Annotated in this window: 19 protein-coding genes; 10 read left to right on the forward strand and 9 right to left on the reverse strand. The window is 55.8% G+C overall.

Going from position 1 to position 19,496, the window contains the following annotated elements:
* Positions 1 to 86: 86 nt before the first annotated feature.
* The 3 genes from B1C80_RS20250 to B1C80_RS20260 form a co-directional block, all read right to left on the reverse strand.
* Entirely contained in the window at positions 87 to 1,175 is a 1,089-nt protein-coding gene (locus tag B1C80_RS20250) for a phosphotransferase family protein (RefSeq protein WP_077923039.1), read from the reverse strand.
* Positions 1,176 to 1,193: 18 nt separating this feature from the next.
* Positions 1,194 to 2,438: an acyl-CoA dehydrogenase family protein gene (locus B1C80_RS20255; RefSeq protein WP_077923040.1), complete on the reverse strand. Its 1,245-nt coding sequence runs from the start codon at positions 2,436 to 2,438 to the stop codon at positions 1,194 to 1,196.
* Between the two features lie 116 nt (positions 2,439 to 2,554).
* Entirely contained in the window at positions 2,555 to 2,785 is a 231-nt protein-coding gene (locus B1C80_RS20260; protein WP_077923096.1) for a hypothetical protein, read from the reverse strand.
* A 233-nt stretch (positions 2,786 to 3,018) separates the two neighbouring features.
* Between B1C80_RS20260 and B1C80_RS20265 the strand changes: the two genes are divergently transcribed.
* From B1C80_RS20265 to B1C80_RS20305, 9 genes are all read left to right on the forward strand, one after another.
* A complete protein-coding gene (locus B1C80_RS20265) occupies positions 3,019 to 3,564 on the forward strand; it encodes a DUF177 domain-containing protein (RefSeq protein WP_077923041.1) in 546 nt (181 codons plus the stop codon).
* 103 nt (positions 3,565 to 3,667) lie between these two features.
* Positions 3,668 to 3,862, forward strand: coding sequence for a 50S ribosomal protein L32 (gene rpmF, locus B1C80_RS20270; protein WP_077923042.1), 195 nt, complete (start codon positions 3,668 to 3,670; stop codon positions 3,860 to 3,862).
* A gap of 145 nt (positions 3,863 to 4,007) precedes the next feature.
* A complete protein-coding gene (plsX, locus tag B1C80_RS20275) occupies positions 4,008 to 4,949 on the forward strand; it encodes a phosphate acyltransferase PlsX (protein ID WP_077923043.1) in 942 nt (313 codons plus the stop codon).
* Between the two features lie 75 nt (positions 4,950 to 5,024).
* On the forward strand, positions 5,025 to 6,008 hold the full coding sequence (locus B1C80_RS20280; RefSeq protein ID WP_077923044.1) for a beta-ketoacyl-ACP synthase III: 984 nt from the start codon (positions 5,025 to 5,027) through the stop codon (positions 6,006 to 6,008).
* A 90-nt stretch (positions 6,009 to 6,098) separates the two neighbouring features.
* Positions 6,099 to 6,662: an elongation factor P gene (efp, locus tag B1C80_RS20285; RefSeq protein WP_077923045.1), complete on the forward strand. Its 564-nt coding sequence runs from the start codon at positions 6,099 to 6,101 to the stop codon at positions 6,660 to 6,662.
* Between the two features lie 111 nt (positions 6,663 to 6,773).
* Positions 6,774 to 7,265, forward strand: a complete 492-nt coding sequence (gene accB / locus B1C80_RS20290; RefSeq protein ID WP_077923046.1) for an acetyl-CoA carboxylase biotin carboxyl carrier protein — start codon at positions 6,774 to 6,776, stop codon at positions 7,263 to 7,265.
* An 85-nt stretch (positions 7,266 to 7,350) separates the two neighbouring features.
* Positions 7,351 to 8,697: an acetyl-CoA carboxylase biotin carboxylase subunit gene (accC, locus tag B1C80_RS20295; RefSeq protein ID WP_077923047.1), complete on the forward strand. Its 1,347-nt coding sequence runs from the start codon at positions 7,351 to 7,353 to the stop codon at positions 8,695 to 8,697.
* 119 nt (positions 8,698 to 8,816) lie between these two features.
* Complete coding sequence (locus B1C80_RS20300; RefSeq protein ID WP_077923048.1) at positions 8,817 to 9,683, forward strand: inositol oxygenase family protein; 867 nt, start codon at positions 8,817 to 8,819, stop codon at positions 9,681 to 9,683.
* A gap of 85 nt (positions 9,684 to 9,768) precedes the next feature.
* A complete protein-coding gene (locus B1C80_RS20305; protein WP_077923049.1) occupies positions 9,769 to 11,178 on the forward strand; it encodes a sodium:solute symporter family protein in 1,410 nt (469 codons plus the stop codon).
* Here B1C80_RS20305 and B1C80_RS20310 read toward each other — a convergent pair.
* The 6 genes from B1C80_RS20310 to B1C80_RS20335 form a co-directional block, all read right to left on the reverse strand.
* Positions 11,120 to 11,572 carry an NUDIX hydrolase gene (locus B1C80_RS20310; RefSeq protein WP_077923050.1) on the reverse strand — a complete coding sequence of 151 codons (453 nt, stop codon included), beginning with the start codon at positions 11,570 to 11,572 and terminating at the stop codon, positions 11,120 to 11,122. The genes B1C80_RS20305 and B1C80_RS20310 overlap by 59 nt on opposite strands.
* An 84-nt stretch (positions 11,573 to 11,656) precedes the next feature.
* The gene (locus tag B1C80_RS20315; protein ID WP_077923051.1) at positions 11,657 to 12,163 is read right to left on the reverse strand and encodes a Dps family protein; all 507 of its coding nucleotides are present in this window, start codon (positions 12,161 to 12,163) and stop codon (positions 11,657 to 11,659) included.
* Positions 12,164 to 12,224: 61 nt separating this feature from the next.
* The gene (lhgO, locus tag B1C80_RS20320; RefSeq protein ID WP_077923052.1) at positions 12,225 to 13,421 is read right to left on the reverse strand and encodes an L-2-hydroxyglutarate oxidase; all 1,197 of its coding nucleotides are present in this window, start codon (positions 13,419 to 13,421) and stop codon (positions 12,225 to 12,227) included.
* Positions 13,422 to 13,533: 112 nt separating this feature from the next.
* Complete coding sequence (locus B1C80_RS20325) at positions 13,534 to 14,652, reverse strand: Gfo/Idh/MocA family protein (RefSeq protein WP_077923053.1); 1,119 nt, start codon at positions 14,650 to 14,652, stop codon at positions 13,534 to 13,536.
* Positions 14,653 to 14,729: 77 nt separating this feature from the next.
* Positions 14,730 to 15,224, reverse strand: a complete 495-nt coding sequence (locus B1C80_RS20330; RefSeq protein WP_077923054.1) for a GyrI-like domain-containing protein — start codon at positions 15,222 to 15,224, stop codon at positions 14,730 to 14,732.
* A 163-nt stretch (positions 15,225 to 15,387) separates the two neighbouring features.
* Positions 15,388 to 17,202 (reverse strand): acyl-CoA dehydrogenase family protein, encoded by a 1,815-nt coding sequence (locus tag B1C80_RS20335; RefSeq protein ID WP_077923055.1) that lies wholly within the window; start codon positions 17,200 to 17,202, stop codon positions 15,388 to 15,390.
* Positions 17,203 to 17,568: 366 nt separating this feature from the next.
* On the opposite strand from B1C80_RS20335, the gene B1C80_RS20340 reads away from it, so the two are divergent.
* Positions 17,569 to 19,401, forward strand: coding sequence for a LysM peptidoglycan-binding domain-containing protein (locus B1C80_RS20340; RefSeq protein ID WP_161492796.1), 1,833 nt, complete (start codon positions 17,569 to 17,571; stop codon positions 19,399 to 19,401).
* The last annotated feature ends 95 nt before the right edge of the window (positions 19,402 to 19,496 follow it).

Raw genomic sequence — 19,496 nt, forward strand, 5'->3', positions numbered from 1 at the left:
TTGAGAGTAATCAGGATTATTGCAAGAACTATGCCGGTTTAAGAAACAGCCCTACGCGTGGGTAAACCGTGGAGAGCGAAGGCACACTAGATTCGGCCGGCTTCCAGCGCCTGTACGCCTGCCCGGGCCAGCGCCTGTACACCCGCCAGCAAACCCGCAAAGCGCGGGTCCTGCGTCAGTCCTTTCCGGTAGCGACCGTAGATCTGCTGAATAACGACCGCGTTTTTGAACAGGCCAAATACGTAATAATAGAGCAGGTTGTCGATGTTTCGACCGCTCCGCTCGGCATACCGTTCGGCAAATGCCTGGCGGGTCAGATTGCCGGGTAGCCAGGTCAGGTTGAACGTTTTGCGGAACGGATCGTCGGTCGGTTCGGCCCAGTAGGAAAGCGACGTGCCTACGTCCATCAGCGGGTCGCCCACGGTACACATTTCCCAGTCGAGTACGGCGCGGATGTCGGGCAGGTTGTCGGGGTTCAGGACTACGTTGTCGTACTTGAAATCGTTGTGGAGCAGGGTCGGGTTCGGGTTGTCGGGCGGGAGCTGGTCGGTCAGGTAGCGGGCCAGCGCGTCCATGTCCGGAATCACGTCGGTTTGAGCGGCCCCGTAGCGCCTGTGCCAGCCCGCCACCTGCCGCTGTACGTAGCCTTCGGGTTTGCCCAGCTGAATGAGGCCCAGCCGCGTCGGGTCCGTTGAGTGAAGGGAGATCGCATGCAGGTCGACGAGGCTATCGACCAGAGACAGAGACAGCCGCTGCATCACATCGGCCGGAATACCGAGTTTCGGAGCCGTCTGGGCGCGGAGAATCACCCCCTGCACCCGTTCCATGATGTAAAACGAACAGCCCAGGATCGACTCGTCGTCGCAGAAAACGACGGGCTCAGGAATCGGTTTGTAGCCCGACTGTTGCAGAATAGTGAGCACCCGATATTCGCGGCCCATGTCGTGGCCGCCCTTGATGTCTTTGGCCCCAAAGGGCGGGCGCCGGAGAATGTACTCCCGGTTGCTGGTGGTTAGCAGGTAGGTCAGGTTCGAGTAGCCGCCGGGAAACTGGGCAATGTTGGTAATGGTGCCGAGGGCGGGGATCTGGTCAGACAGGTAAGCCTGCAGAGCCGCCCTGTCTAGTTCTTCGCCGGGGCGGGTACGGGTCGGCGTATCGGGTTGGATGATCGTCATGCAGAAAAAAACGGTACGCTAGGCGCGGGCGGCTGCCAGGTCTGCGGGTTTGTTGCGTTTGGTGTCGAGGCCATACTCTTTCAGGATACTCCGGGCCAGAGCGGTTTTGTGTACTTCGTCGGCCCCGTCGTAAATCCGGGCTCCGCGTTCGTGGCGATAATACCAGGGAAGCAGCACATCATCGGTGATGCCCATGGCGCCGTAGGTCTGTATGGCCCGGTCGACCACGTTCAGCATGATGTCGGCTACGAAGAATTTGATTTCCGATATCTGGTTGCGCACCGCAGCCGCTCCAAACTGGTCGATGTTCTGCGCCGTTCGCAGCACCATGAGCCGGGCCGCGTCGATCTGCGCGCGACTTTCGGCAATCCAGCCCTGAACAAACTGCTTTTCGCCCAGCATGACACCGTCTTCCATCTCGCGGGTAGCGGCCCGTCGACACATCAGGTCGAAGCAGCGCTCGCTGATACCGATCCAGCGCATGCAGTGGTGAATGCGGCCCGGTCCCAGCCGTTCCTGCGCCAGCACGAAGCCCATGCCCTCGCCCCCGATCAGGTTGGTTGCCGGCACCCGCACGTCGGTGTAGCGCACTTCGGCATGGCTGCCCCAGTGGTCGGAGCCGTCGCCCATAATGCTGATGTTGCGAACCAGCTCAAAACCATGTGTATCGGTTGGGACCAGAATCATGCTGGCCCGGCGGTGCGGAGCCGCGTCGGGGTTGGTAACGGCCATCACCACCGCAAACGCCGACCCATCGGCCGAGCTGGTAAACCACTTATGCCCGTTGATGACCCAGTCGTTGCCCACCCGAACGGCCGTTGTTCCCATGCGGGTGGGGTTCGACCCGGCAAACTCCGGTTCGGTCATCGAAAAACACGAGCGGATATGCCCATCGCGCAGGGGTTCGAGGTACCGGCGTTTCAGCGGCTCGGGCGCGTACTTGTGCATCAGCTCCATGTTGCCGATGTCGGGCGCCTGGCAGTTGAAGGTGTAATGCCCAAACGGCGACCAGGCCAGGGCCTCACTGACCTGGCCAAACTCGCAGAGCGACAACCCCAGCCCGCCTTCGTCGAGGCTGTGTTGCAGCCCCCACAGACCGGCTTTACGAACCAGCTCCCGCTTCTGATCGAGAATAGCGGCCACTTTTGAGAAATTTCCGGTCAGGTGTTCACTCGTTTCGAGCGGTACCAGCTCGTTCAGCACGAACTCCCGGATGCGGGGCACCAGCGCTTTCGTCTGGTCAGTAGCAAATAAAGGTTCCATCGGGCGGGCAGGAAAGAGTAGTGTTCTGAATGATGAGTTAGGAGCGATGAGCGATGAGTGGTGGAGAGCCAGGCTGGTTTATTACTCATCGCTCATCGCTCCTAACTCATTACTCACTACTGTATATCGTACATTAAGTTGTCGCGGTCTTTGCGGTGGGGGATAACGGTCCAGTGTTTGGCATCGGGCAGGTGGTCCGTGATGATGCTGGCGGCCGTATCTTCCAGATTTTCTTCGTTGGTAATAAAAAACAGGCTGCGCGGATTGTCGGTCTGCGTAGTCCGCACTTCAAAATATTCGTTGTGGTGTTCGATGTCGTGTTTTTCGACAAGCTGGTACTGGGCCATAATCGTACTGGTTAAAGTTAGCACTGTTTCCAGATAAACTAGCATTTGAGCGCGCTGTTCTACAATCTGCGTGTGCAACAGCCAGTCACGAGCCAGAAATGACCGCGCCGGGGCTGGTTCGGGCGGGGAATTAAGTGAATAAAAATCAGCCTGTTTTACTTTTTTGGCTAGCACTTTCCTGATTGACAAACGTTTCGTACCTTTGCGGTCCTGTTTTAAGAGGAGAGAGAAAGGTGAACGCATTACGCGCATACGATATCCATATTGCTGGATTGGAAAACAAACGGCACGAGTACGACTTCACGTCGGACAACGCGTTTTTTGCTGCGCTGGAGCAGGATTTGATCGAGAAAGGCAGTATACAGACGCATCTGGTTCTGGATAAGTCGGAAACGATGATCCGTCTCGATTTTCATATTACCGGCACGGTCGAGCAGCTTTGCGACCGTAGCCTCGATGAATATGATCAGCCGGTCGATGCCCGGCAAACGATGCTGCTTAAGTTCGGCGACCATAACGAGGAGCTGAGCGATGAAATTGAACTGATTGAACGGAACACGGCGACCATCAACGTGGCCCGGTACATATTTGATTTTCTGAGTCTTTCATTGCCCATGAAACGCCTTCACCCCCGGTTTCGGAACGAAGACGATGAGGACGATGAATCGACGGGTAAACTCGTTTATCGGTCAGACGCAGAGCCCGAGGCTAATCAGGACGATCAGCCCGATACGATTGACCCCCGCTGGGCTGCCTTGCGCAAGCTGAGCGACAATTAACGAAGTACAGAGTGCAGGGCGCTCCGGGTATACTGGTTGTCTCCGGCGCTGCCAACTCGACAAAATACGACCAGACAACTTTAGAACGTAGAATTCAGAAAACATGGCACATCCCAAACGACGCCACTCCAGCACCCGGCGCGATAAGCGCAGAACGCACTACAAGGCTACGGCCGTAACCCTCTCGACCGACGCCCAGACTGGCGAAGTTCATGAGCGTCACCACGCTCACGTTTTCGAGGGTAACCTGTTTTACAAAGGGCAGATGATCATCGAGAATTACGCCAAAACGGCTTAATTATCAGCATCTTATAGAAAGTATTTCGTTGACGTCTTCCTGAAGATGAACGCGAAATACTTTTTTATTGCCCGTAGCCTGCCTATTTTTACGCGTATTTTTTTTAACCGGCGTAGCTGGGTAAGTTATTGAACAGACCGAGTCAATGAAAATTGCAGTGGACGCAATGGGTGGCGATTTCGCTCCGGAAGCGATTGTGGATGGAGTGTTGCTAGCCGCTGCTGAATTGCCGGAAAGCGTTGCTATTGTCCTGATTGGCAAGCAAGCCGTACTGGAACCGTTAGTGCATAAGGGCACCGCTGGCGCCCGTGCCCGAATCGAATTGGTCAATGCCGACGACGTAATCGAAATGAGTGAGCACCCCACCAAGGCGCTCTCCCAGAAACCCAATTCCAGCATCGGGATTGGGTTTAAGCTTTTGAAAGACAAACAGGTACAGGCTTTCTGCAGCGCCGGCAATACGGGCGCCATGCACGTTGGTGCCCTGTTCAGTATCAAAGCGATAGAAGGCGTATTGCGGCCCTGTATTGCCGGCTTCGTGCCCCAGATAACCGGTGGTCATGCCGTTATTCTGGACATTGGCGCCAACGCCGACTGCAAGCCCGAAATGCTGGCTCAGTTCGGCGAAATCGGGTCGCTTTACGCGCAGCATACGTTCGGTATCGACCGGCCCCGGGTGGCGCTGATGAACATCGGCCACGAAGAGCAAAAAGGCTCTCTGGTTGCCCAGGCCGCCCACCAACTCCTGAAAGACAACCGCCGGATCAATTTTATCGGTAATATGGAAGGGGGCGATTTCTTCGCGGGTAAAACCGACGTTATCGTAACCGATGGCTTCACGGGCAATACCATGTTTAAACTGGGTGAGTCGTTTTACTCGATGGCTGCCCAGCGCGGTATCAGCGATGAGTTTATCGATAAAACCAATTACGAGTCCGTAGGGGGTAGCCCCATCCTGGGCGTAAACGGCAACGTGATCATCGCCCACGGCATCTCGTCGCCCCTGGCCATCAAAAATATGATTGGACTGGCAATCCGGCAGGTTGAGTCTGATGCGTACACCAAAATTGCACAAGCACTGAGTTGACAGCCGTTTGTTAAGCGGGGCCTCCGTCAAACGAGATCCGCCTAACCGACTACTGCTCCGAATTACCACCAACTTATGACTAAAGCTGCCATCACTGGAATTCACGGTTACGTTCCTGACTACGTGCTGACCAACGCTGAGTTGGAGCGTATGGTGGATACCAACGACGAGTGGATCACCAGCCGTACGGGCATTAAAGAACGGCATATCCTGAAAGGGGAGGGCATGGGCTCGTCGCATATGGGAGCCAAAGCGGTGGCAGGCCTGCTCGAGAAGACAAACACCCGACCCGAAGAGATCGACTTGCTGATCTGCGCTACCACCACCCCCGACTACGTATTTCCGTGTACGGCCAACCTGATCTGCGACATGGTTGGTATCCGGAACGTAGGTAGTTTCGACATACAGGCCGCCTGCTCGGGCTTCCTCTACGCGCTGACCATCGGCACGCAGTTTATCGAAACCGGCAAATACAAAAAGGTCGTCATTGTAGGGGCGGATAAGATGTCGGCAATTACCGACTATACCGATCGAACAACCTGTATCCTCTTCGGCGATGGAGCCGGCGCGGTTTTGCTGGAACCCAATGCCGATGGCTTCGGCGTCCTCGATTCCATTATCCGGTCCGACGGCGTGGGGCAAAACCACCTGTTCCAGAAAGCCGGCGGCAGCCGTTACCCACCCACCCACGAAACCGTTGAGAAACGCTGGCACTACGTATACCAGGACGGTCCGTCGGTGTTTAAGTTTGCCGTGAAAAACATGGCCGACGTATCAGCCGAAATCATGGAGCGGAACCACCTGGCGGGCTCCGACGTGGCCTGGCTGGTGCCGCATCAGGCCAACAAACGCATCATCGACGCTACCGCAAACCGGATGGGTATCGAAGCCGACCGGGTCATGATGAATATTCACAAGTACGGCAATACAACCGCGGCTACCATTCCGCTGTGCCTGCACGATTACGAATCGCAGCTCAAAAAAGGCGATAACCTGGTGCTGGCGGCCTTTGGCGGTGGCTTTACCTGGGGAGCCGCTTACGTAAAGTGGGCGTATTAAGTGAGTAAAGAGTTTTCGGTTTTCGGTTTAACGTGCAGACGCACCTCTATCGAAAACCGAACCCTGTACATAGAAAACCATAAGTGAGTAATGGCAACAACTGCAGATATCCGCAACGGATTGGTCATCAACTACAACAACGATCTCTTTCAGATAACTGAATTCCAGCACGTCAAGCCGGGTAAGGGCGCAGCGTTTGTGCGCACCAAGCTCAAAAGCCTGACAACGGGCCGGGTTATCGATAATACCTTCAACTCGGGCGTTACCATCTATCCGGTTCGGGTAGAACGCCGGAAGTTCCAGTACCTTTACAAAGACGAAGCCGGCTTCAACTTCATGGACCAGGAAACGTTCGACCAGATCAACCTGGACGAAAAACTGGTTGATGGAGCCGATCTGATGAAAGAAGGGCAGGAAGTGGAAATCGTAATCAATGCCGATACGGAAACTCCGCTGTCGTGCGAACTGCCCCCGTTCGTTGAACTGGAAGTAACCTACGCCGAACCCGGTATCAAAGGCGATACGGCCAACAGCCCTAAAAAACGGGTTGAGGTCGAGTCGGGCGCTAAAATCATGGTGCCGCTGTTTATCGATTCGGGGCAGAAAATTCGGGTCGACACACGCACGAGAGATTACGTAGAACGAGTGAAATAAGGTTTGGAAGGATGAATGGTGAATGACCACCGATGGTTCAGGCTTTTCCCTGTTCGTCGTTGTTTCGATAACTCACTCATCACTCATCGTTCATCATTCATCATTACTAGCATGAGCACCCAGGACATTCAGCAACTAATCGACTTCATCTCGCAGTCGGGTTTAGACGAGGTTAACATCGAAACGACTGATCTGAAAATCAGCGTGAAACGCTATGGCACGGCCTCGCCCGTTGCGCAGCTATCGCCCACTACCGTAGCGCCGGTTCCGGCTCCGGTGCCTGTTCAGGCACCGTCGGTGTCAGCGCCTGCGCCTGCGGTAGCTGCCAGCCAGCCCAGCGCAGCACCGGCCAGCACGTCGAACTATGTGACCATCAAGTCGCCCATGATCGGTACGTTCTACCGGTCGTCGAGCCCCGAAACGCCCTCATTTGTTGAAGTCGGCGATAACGTTTCGGAGGGTAAGGTGGTCTGTATCATCGAGGCCATGAAGCTCTTCAACGAAATCGAGTCTGAAGTATCGGGCCGGATCGTGAAGGTACTGGTCGAAAATGCCACGCCGGTCGAGTACGACCAGCCGCTGTTCCTTGTCGAACCCATTTAATTAGTGATTGGGTGATTGAGTGGTTGAGTGAAACTTTGTATCGTCGTATCACTCAATCACTCAATCACTCAGTCACTCAATTTATATGTTTAAGAAAATACTCATTGCCAACCGGGGCGAGATTGCGTTGCGGATCATCCGGACCTGCCGCGAAATGGGCATCCGGACAGTAGCCGTTTACTCGACGGCCGACCGTGACAGCCTGCACGTGCGCTTTGCCGATGAGGCTGTATGCATCGGCCCGCCCCCCAGTCGGCAGTCATACCTCAGCATTCCAAGTATTATATCGGCGGCCGAAGTAACCGGCGCCGACGCCATTCACCCCGGCTACGGATTCCTGTCCGAAAACGCCGAATTCTCTCAGATCTGCGCCGATTACGGCATCAAGTTTATCGGGGCTACGGCCGAGCAGATCAACGGCATGGGCGATAAAGCCACGGCTAAAGCCACCATGCGCGCAGCCGGTGTGCCGGTTATTCCGGGCTCGGAAGGCCTGCTCGAATCCATCGAAGAAGGTAAAACCCTGTCGGCCGACATGGGATATCCGGTTATTATCAAAGCAACCGCCGGTGGTGGTGGGCGTGGTATGCGGATCATCCGGTCGGAAGACGAGTTCGAAAAAGCGTGGAACGACGCCCGTACAGAAGCCGGTGCTGCCTTTGGCAACGACGGGCTGTACCTGGAGAAGTTCGTAGAAGAACCACGCCACATCGAAATCCAGATCGTTGGCGACCAGTACGGTACCGTTTGCCACCTGTCGGAGCGCGATTGTTCCATCCAGCGCCGGCACCAGAAGCTGGTCGAAGAAACGCCGTCGCCGATTGTATCGGATGCGCTGCGTCAGGAAATGGGCGAAGCGGCCATCAAGGGCGCGCAGGCCATTGGCTACGAAGGCGCCGGTACCATCGAGTTTCTGGTCGACAAGTACGGGAAGTTCTACTTCATGGAGATGAATACCCGTATTCAGGTAGAACACCCGATTACGGAAGAAGTAACGGACTTCGACCTGATCAAAGAACAGATCAAGGTAGCGGCCGGCGCCGAAATTTCGGGCCGGAACTATACGCCGAAGCTCTACGCCATGGAGTGCCGCATCAACGCCGAAGATCCCGCCAACGGGTTTCGCCCGTCGCCGGGTAAGATTACGGTGTTGCACCTGCCGGGCGGCCACGGTGTCCGCGTCGACAGTCACGTGTACGCTGGCTATACCATTCCGCCAAACTACGACTCGATGATCGCGAAGCTCATCGTTTCGGGCCAGTCGCGTGAGGAAGTGATTACCCGGATGAAACGGGCGTTGCAGGAGTTTGTGATCGAAGGCATCAAGACAACCATTCCGTTCCATATCAAGCTGATGGACGATCCCGGCTTCAAATCCGGTCAGTTCACAACGGCTTTCCTCGACACGTTCGACTTCAGTACGATAAAGTAAGTACCCACATAAAGCCCGCGTCGGCTCATCCTTATAGATTTTCCGGGATGAGCCGACGCGGGCTTTCTGCTGCATAGCATTTTTTTGTACATTCACGGCTGTAAATCAATTCGTTTGCCATGACAGCTCTTAACGACGCCAACCCGAGCCCCCTTGCCAGCCTCGATCAGTGGGAAGACGACCTGCTGACACGCTATCCTGAACCGGAACATAAGGCCAAAGAAGACTACCGCAACTACGACAATCCTGAGCGGGATACGGTGCGGGAGTTCTACCGGCTTAATCATACGTACCAGACGTACGATTTCGTACTGGAGAAAGAACGGGAATTTCTGTCGTTCGATAAAAAAGAGCTGCCGGTCTGGGGAGCCATGGAGTTTCTGAATACGCTTGTCGATGATTCCGATCCCGATACCGACCTCGATCAGCTGCAACACCTGCTCCAGACTGCCGAAGCCATCCGGGCCGACGGACATCCCGACTGGTTTGTGCTGACGGGCTTCCTGCACGACATGGGTAAGGTACTTTGCCTGTTTGGCGAACCGCAGTGGGCCGTGGTGGGCGATACGTTCCCGGTGGGCTGCGCTCATTCCGACCGGGTCGTTTACCCCGAATACTTTGCCAACAATCCTGACAGCCGCGACGAGCGCTACAATACCAAATATGGCGTATACGAGCCCAACTGCGGCCTGCGTAACGTGCATATGTCGTGGGGCCATGACGAGTACCTGTATCAGATGATGAAGAACTATATGCCCGAGCCTGCGCTGTATATGATGCGTTACCACTCGTTCTACGCGCAGCACCGCGAAGAAGCGTATAGCCACCTCATGGACGAGCACGATCACAAGATGTTTGAGTGGGTGCGGAAGTTCAACCCGTATGATCTGTACTCGAAAAGCCCGAAGCCACCCGTTGTCAGCGAGCTGAAACCGTACTACGAAGATCTGATTGCCAAGTACCTGCCCGCTACGCTTAAGCTCTGATTGCCAATATGTATTGATAGGCACAGCCTGCACAAAGGTCTTTATCCTTGTGCAGGCTGTGTTTTTATAATTACTCCGTTAGCCAATGCTGCTGCTTTGTATTGCGCTCTACCTGCTCTCTAATATTGGCGTTGGTGTATGGGCATCCCGGCGCGTAACGACCTCGCAGGATTTTGTGCTGGCCGGTCGGCGGTTGCCGCTGGTGCTGGCCGCTTCGGTAACGTTTGCCACCTGGTTTGGGTCCGAGACGCTCATGGGCGCTCCGGCCATGTTTGTAGAGGGGGGCGTTCAGGCCGTTATCGAAGAGCCGTTCGGGTCGGCCCTGTGCCTGTTTCTGGTCGGTGCTTTTTTTACGCGGCCGCTCTACCGGATGGGTATCACGACCTTCTGCGACTACTTTCGGATTCGGTTCGGGCGATCGGCCGAGCTGTTATCGGCTGTTATGATGATTCCGTCCTACTTCAGCTGGATTGCGGCCCAGCTGATTGCCATCGGTATTGTGCTGAGTGTGGTTACCGACGTGCCCCGCGAGTATTGTATTCTGTTCAGTGCGCTGGTGGTCATGATCTACACGCTGCTGGGCGGTATGTGGTCCATCTCGATAACCGACTTTTTCCACAACCTGATCATCGTGGTGGCGCTGGCCGTGCTGGGCGTCATTCTGTGGCAGGAGGTTGGTGGCTGGGCAACCATTCAGCAACGGACCCGGCCGGGCTTTTTTCGGTTTCTGCCTCATCCGACGCTGAAAGGCTGGGTCGAGTACCTGGCGGCCTGGTTCACCATCGGGCTGGGCAGTATTCCGCAGCAGGATATTTTTCAGCGGGTTATGGCCGCAAAAACAGAAGATACGTCCGTTCGGGCGTCGTACCTGGCGTCGGGCCTGTACCTGACCATTGCAATGCTCCCGCTGTTCATCGCGCTGAGCGCCAGAATTCTGCACCCGAACCTGCCCGGCGACGGTCAGCTGATTATCCCGAACATGGTGATGCAGCACGGGAGCCTGCCGTTACAGATTCTGTTTTTCGGGGCGGTATCGTCGGCCATCCTGAGTGTGTCGAGCGGGGCTATCCTGGCGCCGGCTACCGTCTTCGGCGAAAATATTGTCAAGTTTTTTCGGCCCGACCTGCCCGATCAGGCGCTGTTGCGTGTCATTCGCTGGGCCATCGTGGTGATTACCCTTATCTGCGTCATCATGAGCACCGCCCGCGATACCAACATTTTCGATCTCGTCGGTGAGTCGTCGGCGTTCAGTCTGGTGTCTTTGTTCGTGCCGCTTACGGCCGGTATTTACTGGAAACGCGCCAACCTGACCGGCTGCCTGTGGTCAATGGCGGCCGGCTTGGTGGTTTGGCTGGGTTGTATCTGGCTCGAGACCGATTACTCGCCCATGATGTGGGGATTGCTGGCCAGCACCGTAGCTATGGCAGGAGGGAGCCTTATCCGAAATACTTCTGCTCAATCCGACCCACATAGCCCAGATACGTTGCGGTACTGAACCAGGGCTGAATTTTGGCGCCGATATTGGGGTATAGGTTCAGCTGATCGAGACCGACAACGGGCGCCCAGACCAGCTCGAGCGCGGTAGTTTCGGCGGGGTTGAGCGTGGGTTCGCCCTGCAGGTTTCGGGCCGCAAAAACGACGTGTAGCACATCATCGTTACGCTCGGTCAGCAGCATCTCGCCCGCCAGAATCATCTCGCCAATATCGACAGAGACACCCAGTTCTTCGCGGAGTTCGCGGGTAACGGTTTCGGGCAGGGTTTCGCCCCGGTCGCAGTTGCCGCCGGGCAGCGCAAAAACATCCTGCCCGCCGTATTGGTAGCGCATGAGCAGGACTTCGGTCTGGTTCTCGAAATAGCGCCAGATCAAAGCAGAAGGACGAACTTTCATGGTGGGGATATGCGAAATAAATGGTCAGTTTACGGGCTGGCCAATATACGCGCCAGCCCGTAAACCGACCAGGACAACGATAAATTAGTTCAGGTCGCGGGTGGTTTCGAAGAGGAACCACGTCCGGCGTTCGGTTTCGTCGATAAAGTTCTCGAGCAGGCTGGCCGTGGCTACATCCTCGGCTTCGTCGGCCAGTTTGTGGGTATCGCGCATGTTGCCGGCCATCTTTTTGTTTTCGGCGATGAGGTCGAGCAGCATGTCTTTGGGCGCAACGAAATCATCGTCATTGTCCTTGACGCGCTGGAGCTGGGCAATATGAGCTACTGAGCGGATGGTATTGGCGCCGATCTTGCGGACGCGCTCGGCCAGCGGATCGATCGTGGCGAAAATCTGGTCGGCCTGTTCATCGAGCAGCAGGTGATAATCGCGGAAATGGCGACCCGATACGTGCCAGTGGTAGTTTTTGGTTTTGATATACAGTGCAAACGAATCGGCTACCAGCCGGTTGAGCGCTTCGGCAACCTTCTCCCGGCCTGATTCGGCCAGATCAGACGGTGTTTCGAGGGCTTCGATGGGATTGATGGCGTTCATGAGTATGTCTAGTTTCGTGAAAGGTACAACCAGAAAACACCGCCCGGCGGCTATTGTTTGCTCAGAATCGGCTCAACACTTTTTCCGACACGGTCTGCCCGATCGAGAGCGACGAGGTAGCTGCCGGCGACGGGGCATTGACCACGTTGATGGCCTTGTCGGTCTCCAGAATCGCGAAATCGTCGAGCAGCCCGCCGGTACGGTCGCAGGCCTGCGCGCGTACGCCCGCTCCGCCTTCTTCGAGGTCGTCTTCCTGAATAGCCGGAATCAGCGCCTGTAATGCTTTGGTGAAAGCCGCCTTCGAGAACGAGCGGTACATTTCGCCCAGGCCCGTTTGCCAGTATTTGGCGGCTACTTTCTGAAAACCGGGCCACGACAGGGTTTCGTACAGCTCTTTCAGATTCACGTCGGACTTGGTATAGCCCTCGCGCCGGAACGCCAGCACCGCATTCGGACCGGCTTCAACGCCCCCGTGAACCATGCGGGTAAAGTGAACGCCCAGAAACGGGAAGTTCGGGTCGGGAACCGGGTAAATCAGGTGTTTGACCAGGTGTTCCTTGTGCGGTTTGAGCTTGAAGTACTCACCCCGAAACGGCACAATCCGAACATCGACAGGATCGCGCTGCGTCAGCTGGGCAATTTTGTCGGAGTAGAGACCGGCGCAGTTGACAACGAGTTTGGTTTCGTACCGGCTTCGGTTGGTCACCACAATGCTCAGGCTGGTGCCGGGTGTTACCTGCTCAACGCGCTCGTTCAGGCGCAACTCGCCCCCGAGCTGCTGAAACTTTTGGGCCAATTTTTCGCAAACCTGGGTGTAGTCGATAATGCCGGTATACGGCACGGCAATGCCCGCTATGCCGGCTACGTGCGGCTCAATGTCGCGCATTTCTCCGGCGGAGATCTTACGGATGTTGGTCAGCCCGTTCAGCTGGCCCCGTTCGAACAGAATATCGAGCTGTGGTAACTCGTCGGGTTTGGTAGCTACTACAATCTTGCCGCACAGCTCGTAGGGTACACCTTCGGCCTGGCAGAAGTCGAGCAGCATCTGATACCCACGGATGCAGTTGGTCGCTTTGAGCGAGCCGGGCTTGTAGTACAGCCCGGAATGAATGACGCCCGAGTTATGGCCGGTCTGGTGACGGGCTACGGCGGGTTCTTTTTCGATGAGAACAACGCTCAGACCGGGTCGCTGCTGTTTGATTTGCAGGGCGGTAGCCAGCCCCACAATGCCGCCCCCAATAATTACTACGTCTGTCATAAGAGCCTTATCTCCGGCAGCATCCTGCTACCGGAGATACAAGGCTACAAAGATACGGCTTTCGGTCTGACCCGCTTCTACGTCGACGGCGGGAAATCAGCTCATATAGGCCTTACAGGGAGATCGTTTTGCCGGTTTCGGCTGCGCGGTAGATGGCCTGGAGCAGCCGAACGTCGCGTTTGCCCTCTTCGCCCGTGATGTGGCCGGGCAGGGTCTTACCGTCGAGCAGGTCTTTGCAGACGCCGTCCATGTGCATGGCCTGGTGGTTCACAACGGGCTGTTCGATGGGGCCTTTGCTGGTGCGGCCTTTGAGGGGGCCGTAGCCAAAGGCGGGCGACAGTTCGAACCAGCCTTTTTCGCAGGATGCGTAGAGCCGCTCCACACCCGCCGTGTAGCTGGTTGTCGAGTTGCTGACGGCCCCGCTGGGAAACCGGAATTGCCAGAACAGGGTCTCTTCCACGTCCTTGAACTTTTGCGGTTCGGTTTTCGGGGAGAACTGGGCCGTAACCGAAACCGGTTCTTCGCCCGTTACGTAGCGCGCGCCCTGAACGGCGTAAATGCCTACGTCCATCAGTGGCCCGCCACCCGCCATCGATTTTTTCATCCGCCATTGGGTGGGGTCGCCAATCCGGAACGCATCACTGCTCTCGATGAACTTGACCTGGCCGAATACTTTCTCCTGGCCCAGCCGCATCACCTCTTTCGTGAAGGGCTCGTAATGCAGGCGGTAGCCGATGGCCAGTTGTTTATTGGCTTTTTTGCAGGCATCGATCATCGACTGGCAATCCTTTTCGGTGATGGCCATGGGCTTTTCGCAGATGACGTGCTTACCGGCCTGGGCTGCCCGAATCACAAACTCGGCGTGCATCGAGTTGGGCAGTACGACGTAGATGACGTCGATATCTTTGTTATCGGCAATCCGGTCGAAGGTTTTGTAGTCGTATACGTTGGCCTTCGGAATGTTGTATTTCTGCATCCATTCCTCGGCTTTGGCGGGCGTACCCGTCACAATACCGGCCAGGCGGCAGTGTTTGGTCTGCTGCAACGCCGGGGCGAGCTGGTTTTTGCTGTAACTGCCCAGGCCAACGAGAGCAATACCCAGTTTGCGATCCTGATTGCCCGCGGTCGTGATGGGCCGACCCAGGACGTCGGTCAGAGCGGGAAGCGTAATGGCCGATGCGCCCAGGGTGTTGAGGAAGGTTCGGCGCGAGAGTGGAGTCGGTGTTTTCATACTGCAAAAAGAGCTGTATAGGGGCACTTTACCCGTGTATACAGCTCTTTTCTATCAACAGGTATCGACCCGGCCGGTTACTTAATCAGGCCGATCTGAATGTCGGTCACGCACTGGTCAGGCGATTCCAGATTTACGACGCTGTAGACCTCCCGAACGCACTGATTGTGGCGGTAGTTTCCGGCCTCCACCTGCGCGAAGAGTGCGTCATAAACCGGCATAAAGTCGTCCCAGGGGCCGGTGTAGGTATAATGCAGGCAGTGAAAAGCCGGAAACGTTTTAACCTGAAACGGATGGTTTGGCAGAACCGGAGCCGCTGACCCGATGGGTAGGGCAATCTCCAGATCGAATTCGTTGGTTTCGTCACCATTGACGCCGGTGTACATCCACTGAACGGGCTGGGTCATGTCGAGACCCAGCCGGGCGGCTTCAGACAGCAACTGCTGGGTAGCTGCCCCGCCCCGATCGGCCGCTGTGAGCAGGGTGGCGCGTAACCCAACGGTGAGGGCAGTGAACGGGACAACATTACTTTCGGCGAGGGCTTTTTCGGGAATAAGTACGTCAGTTGTCATGTGTATTTGTGTTTAGTGAATAACCACAACAAAGATCAGCCTGACTAGTGACAGCCCTATGTCAGTAGGGCCAGCGTCGAATAAAAAAAGTCGCTTCCCAAACTGGAAAGCGACTTTCTGGCGGCAACCTCCAACTGAAAGTTCAGAAAAAAACCTCTCAGGATTAAAATATATACTTGTTCTCGGTAATCATGGCGTCGGCAATCTGACGGCGGGCATCTTTGAGATTCATCGGCTCGATTTTGGTGAACCGTTTCAGGCCCATCAGCATACCGCGCAGCTCATCGCCTTCGGCGAAGGACGTAATGGCGGCCCGGCCGGCGTTGTTTACTTTCTCAACGGCTTCGTGGAGGTAGACCAGCGCCATTTGTTTCTGAAGGTCAACGGCGGCTTCTCCTTTGGTGCTAATCAGCTTCTCGATCCGTAGCAGCACCGACTCGGCTACGTAGATTTCGATGGCCATGTCCGCTACATTCATCAGGATTTCCTGCTCGTTGGAGAGGTTGGCCATGAATTTCTGCACGGCGGCACCGGCTACCATCAGGGCTGCTTTCTTGAGGTTCCGAAGTACTTTCTTCTCGGCAACGAACAGCCCTTCTTCTTCCTCGGCGTTGAAATCCGGAATCGACATGATCTCTTTGGCAACGGCCATAGCCGGGCCCATCAGGTCGAGCTCACCTTTCATGGCCCGTTTCAGCAGCATATCGACCACCAGCATCCGGTTGATCTCGTTCGTGCCTTCAAAGATTCGGTTGATGCGGGCGTCGCGGTAGCTGCGGTCCATCGGCGCGTCGGCCGAGTAGCCCATACCACCGTATACCTGTACACCTTCGTCTACCACGTAGTCGAGCACTTCCGAGCCGTGTACTTTCATGATGGCACATTCGATCGCAAACTGCTCCAGCGCCTTCAGCTTGGCCGACGCATCGTCCATACCCTGTTCTTTCAGATCCTCGATCAGGTCGTCGATGTTCTGACCGGCGCGGTAGCTGGCCGTTTCGGACGCGTATACTTTGATGGCCATCTCGGCGAGTTTGTGCTTGATGGCACCAAACTGCGAAATGGGGGTTTTAAACTGCTTCCGCTCGTTCGAGTAGCGGATGGCGTTGTTGATCACTTCTTTCGACCCGCCAATAGCGGCAACGCCCAGCTTGATCCGGCCGATGTTGAGGATATTTACGGCGATCTTGAACCCGTTTCCACGCTCAGACAGCAGGTTCTCTACCGGTACTTTGGTGTCGTTGAAGAAGATCTGGCGCGTATCGGAGCCTTTGATTCCCATCTTGTGCTCCGGCTCATTCATGGTAATTCCCTCGAATGACTTTTCAACGATGAAAGCCGACAGGTTTTTGTCGGGCTGCCCGCTGCCGTCGTCTATTTTGGCAAATACGATGTAGACGTCGGCAAAACCGCCGTTGGTAATCCACATTTTCTGGCCATTCAGGATATAGTGTTTGCCGTCTTCGCTCAGTACCGCGCGGGTCTTACCCGAGTTGGCATCTGAACCTGAGTCGGGCTCGGTCAGGCAGTAAGCGGCTTTCCACTCGCCGGTTGCCAGTTTGGGCAGGTATTTCGACTTCTGGTCGTCGTTGCCGTAGTAGACAATGGGGAGGGTACCAATACCGGTATGGGCCGACAGGGCAACCGAGAACGAGTGGCCCGCGCCGGTTACTTCAGCTACCAGCATGGAGGTGTTGAAGTTCATACCGAAACCGCCGTACTCTTCCGGTACACCCGTACCGAGCAAGCCCAACTCACCGGCTTTGTCCATCAGCGAAGAAATCAACTCCGGCGATTTGGCGGTATCGATCTCGTTCAGCCGCGGCCAGATTTCGCGCTCCAGAAATTCGTGGCAGGTTGCCGCAATCATCTGTTGCTCTTCGGTAAACTCTTCAGGAATGAATACCTGGGCAGCATCGGTTTCTTTAATCAAAAACTCACCACCCTTGATGGAGGCTTTGGGCTCTGTCGCAATCATAGTTAATAGGGTTGTTATGCTTGCATACTAATCTAGTACAAAGAAAAGAAGTTTGTTAATGGTATGCAAGCATACTAATAACAAAAAAAGCCGCAAAAAAGTCCTGCAAAATCTGGGTCTGCTACCAAAAGAAGGTAACGGCCTTTCAATAAATACTCCTATGTAGCCTCTTTAACATGCAGGTAAGATATAGTGAAACTGATTACATTTGAGTGATAGGGCTAGTAGTATGTTACCACAGTTTTTAGGTATTAGCGCCTAATCAACTTTTTTATGATTAAACACTGGGCAGTAAGTAAAGTATTAAGAGTTTTTCTTGCCGTAGCTACATGTAGTGAATTAGTGGTTGCCCAGTCATTACCCGAAGTGCCTGCTGAGATTCGCTTTGGTGGCGCTACCATCTACGTAAGCGAACCGGTCCGTTACCAGATTCAGCAGGAAATCCGGCAGATCTACGCCAATCGAAGCCAGCTGGAGCAGGATGTTGATGCCCTCCGGCAGCTGACTCCGCTGCTGCAACCGTATCTGGACGATGCCGATCTGGCCGTCGATTTTCGCTACGCGGCCCTGCCCTTTAGCCCTGCCGAACCTGCCTACTGGTCGCTATCGCCGGCGCAGGCCTGGCGGCTGGGCCTGCGCATCGACAACGCTGTCGATACCCGATTGCACCCGATGCTGGCTACCGAGGCCGTTGCTACCTACATCAAGCGGCTGCAGGAGCGGAGTCGGGGCGATGCCGTTCAGCTGCTGCTGCGGTACGTTCGTGCTTCGACCAGCGAGCCCGTTCCCGACAACAATACTACGCTGCTGGTTGAGCCAGGCAGTCCTCCGCTGCTCTGGAAAATTCTGGCCCGAAAGATAGCCGTCGAGCATGAGGAGCCCATCTATAAACCGGCGGCTTCGTTTGTCGTTTATCCGTATCGGAACAGCGGGGGGAAGTCGCTGGTAACCATCGCCAAACAGCTGGAACTCAGGATTGACCGGTTTTCGCCCTATAACAGATGGCTGAAAGAGCAGACCGTACCCGTGGGCGACGACTATCCGGTGCTGATCCGGTTAACGACCGACGAGTTTCCGCTGGTGCGGGCTGCGTCGATGGCGGGGGCGGCCAGCCAGGTGGGGGGGCTTAGAGACGTGGGATTCCCGCTGTTGCTCAAAATGCCCTACCGGGAAGAAGGGCTGCGATCGTCGGCCGTTTTCTACAAAATCAACGACATGCGGGGCGTTCAGGCCCAACCGTGTGAGAACGCAATCACGCTGGCTTACTACGGCGACCTGTCGGTGAAAAAATTTCTGGATTACAACGAGTTGGCCGAGCAGGACGTAATCTGGCCGGGTCAGGTTTATTACCTGGAACGGAAGGCAAAGCGGGCCAAAGTACCGTTCCACGTTGTACAGAGGAACCAGACCCTGCGCGATGTGTCGAACATGTACGGGGTGCGGCTGAGTTCGTTGCTGCGGTTCAACCGGCTCGAACCCAGGCAGCGGGTGCGGGCCGGTCGAATTCTATGGCTGCAAAAAAAGCGACCCAGTAACCAGCCGGTCGAGTACCAGGCGCTGCCGCTTCCCGTACCCGAACCAGAGCCAGCCCCTGTGGCCGATACGCTGATGGCCAAAAAAGAGCCCCCGCGTGTGGACACAACCGCTCAGCCGCCCAGGCTGGTAGCGCCCACGGTAACGCAGGTACCCCGTAGTCAACCAGCTGTCGATACAGCGGGTGCACCACGGGTGGCCGCACCGATAGCCAGGACACCAACGCCAGTGCTGACTACGGTGGCTCCCGTTATCAAACAGCCACAGGACAAGGTTCGGATACACGTCGTGAAAGCGGGCCAGACGTACTATAGCATTGCAAAGCTGTACAAAGTGACGCCCCAGCAATTGTACTTTTGGAATAACCTCTCTGAAAAGATTCCGCTCGAGATCGGGCAGGAGTTGGCCGTGGCGGTACCCCCCGTCCGGGGCGCAAGTCCGTCGGTTACGCCACCGGCGCCCCGGCCCGCGCCGGAGCGCATCGTGAACACCTACGTTGTAGAACGGCCCGATAAAGTGACGTACCACGTCGTGAAGCCCGGGCAGACGGTGTACCGGGTGGCTCTGATCAACAACGTAACCATTCCCGACCTCATGCGCTGGAACAACCTGAAGAATTACTCTATAGAAGTAGGCCAGCGGCTCATTATCCGGAAGAAACAGTAATACGCTGGCATACAGAAGTCGGGGCGCTGGTTCATGTGCATCACATGAACCAGCGCCCCGACTTCTGTAAAACTCGTTTCCAGTGCGTATACCGC

Origin of the sequence: Spirosoma sp. 209 (assembly GCF_002006735.1) — a bacterium.
GTDB lineage: Bacteria > Bacteroidota > Bacteroidia > Cytophagales > Spirosomataceae > Spirosoma > Spirosoma sordidisoli.

Coding starts and splice junctions, on each gene's coding strand:
- B1C80_RS20250 (WP_077923039.1), bottom strand. CDS start 1,175: ATGACGATCATCCAACCCGATACGCCGACCCGTACCCGCCCCGGCGAA.
- B1C80_RS20255 (WP_077923040.1), bottom strand. CDS start 2,438: ATGGAACCTTTATTTGCTACTGACCAGACGAAAGCGCTGGTGCCCCGC.
- B1C80_RS20260 (WP_077923096.1), bottom strand. CDS start 2,785: ATGGCCCAGTACCAGCTTGTCGAAAAACACGACATCGAACACCACAAC.
- rpmF (WP_077923042.1), top strand. CDS start 3,668: ATGGCACATCCCAAACGACGCCACTCCAGCACCCGGCGCGATAAGCGC.
- plsX (WP_077923043.1), top strand. CDS start 4,008: ATGAAAATTGCAGTGGACGCAATGGGTGGCGATTTCGCTCCGGAAGCG.
- B1C80_RS20280 (WP_077923044.1), top strand. CDS start 5,025: ATGACTAAAGCTGCCATCACTGGAATTCACGGTTACGTTCCTGACTAC.
- efp (WP_077923045.1), top strand. CDS start 6,099: ATGGCAACAACTGCAGATATCCGCAACGGATTGGTCATCAACTACAAC.
- accB (WP_077923046.1), top strand. CDS start 6,774: ATGAGCACCCAGGACATTCAGCAACTAATCGACTTCATCTCGCAGTCG.
- accC (WP_077923047.1), top strand. CDS start 7,351: ATGTTTAAGAAAATACTCATTGCCAACCGGGGCGAGATTGCGTTGCGG.
- B1C80_RS20300 (WP_077923048.1), top strand. CDS start 8,817: ATGACAGCTCTTAACGACGCCAACCCGAGCCCCCTTGCCAGCCTCGAT.
- B1C80_RS20305 (WP_077923049.1), top strand. CDS start 9,769: ATGCTGCTGCTTTGTATTGCGCTCTACCTGCTCTCTAATATTGGCGTT.
- B1C80_RS20310 (WP_077923050.1), bottom strand. CDS start 11,572: ATGAAAGTTCGTCCTTCTGCTTTGATCTGGCGCTATTTCGAGAACCAG.
- B1C80_RS20315 (WP_077923051.1), bottom strand. CDS start 12,163: ATGAACGCCATCAATCCCATCGAAGCCCTCGAAACACCGTCTGATCTG.
- lhgO (WP_077923052.1), bottom strand. CDS start 13,421: ATGACAGACGTAGTAATTATTGGGGGCGGCATTGTGGGGCTGGCTACC.
- B1C80_RS20325 (WP_077923053.1), bottom strand. CDS start 14,652: ATGAAAACACCGACTCCACTCTCGCGCCGAACCTTCCTCAACACCCTG.
- B1C80_RS20330 (WP_077923054.1), bottom strand. CDS start 15,224: ATGACAACTGACGTACTTATTCCCGAAAAAGCCCTCGCCGAAAGTAAT.
- B1C80_RS20335 (WP_077923055.1), bottom strand. CDS start 17,202: ATGATTGCGACAGAGCCCAAAGCCTCCATCAAGGGTGGTGAGTTTTTG.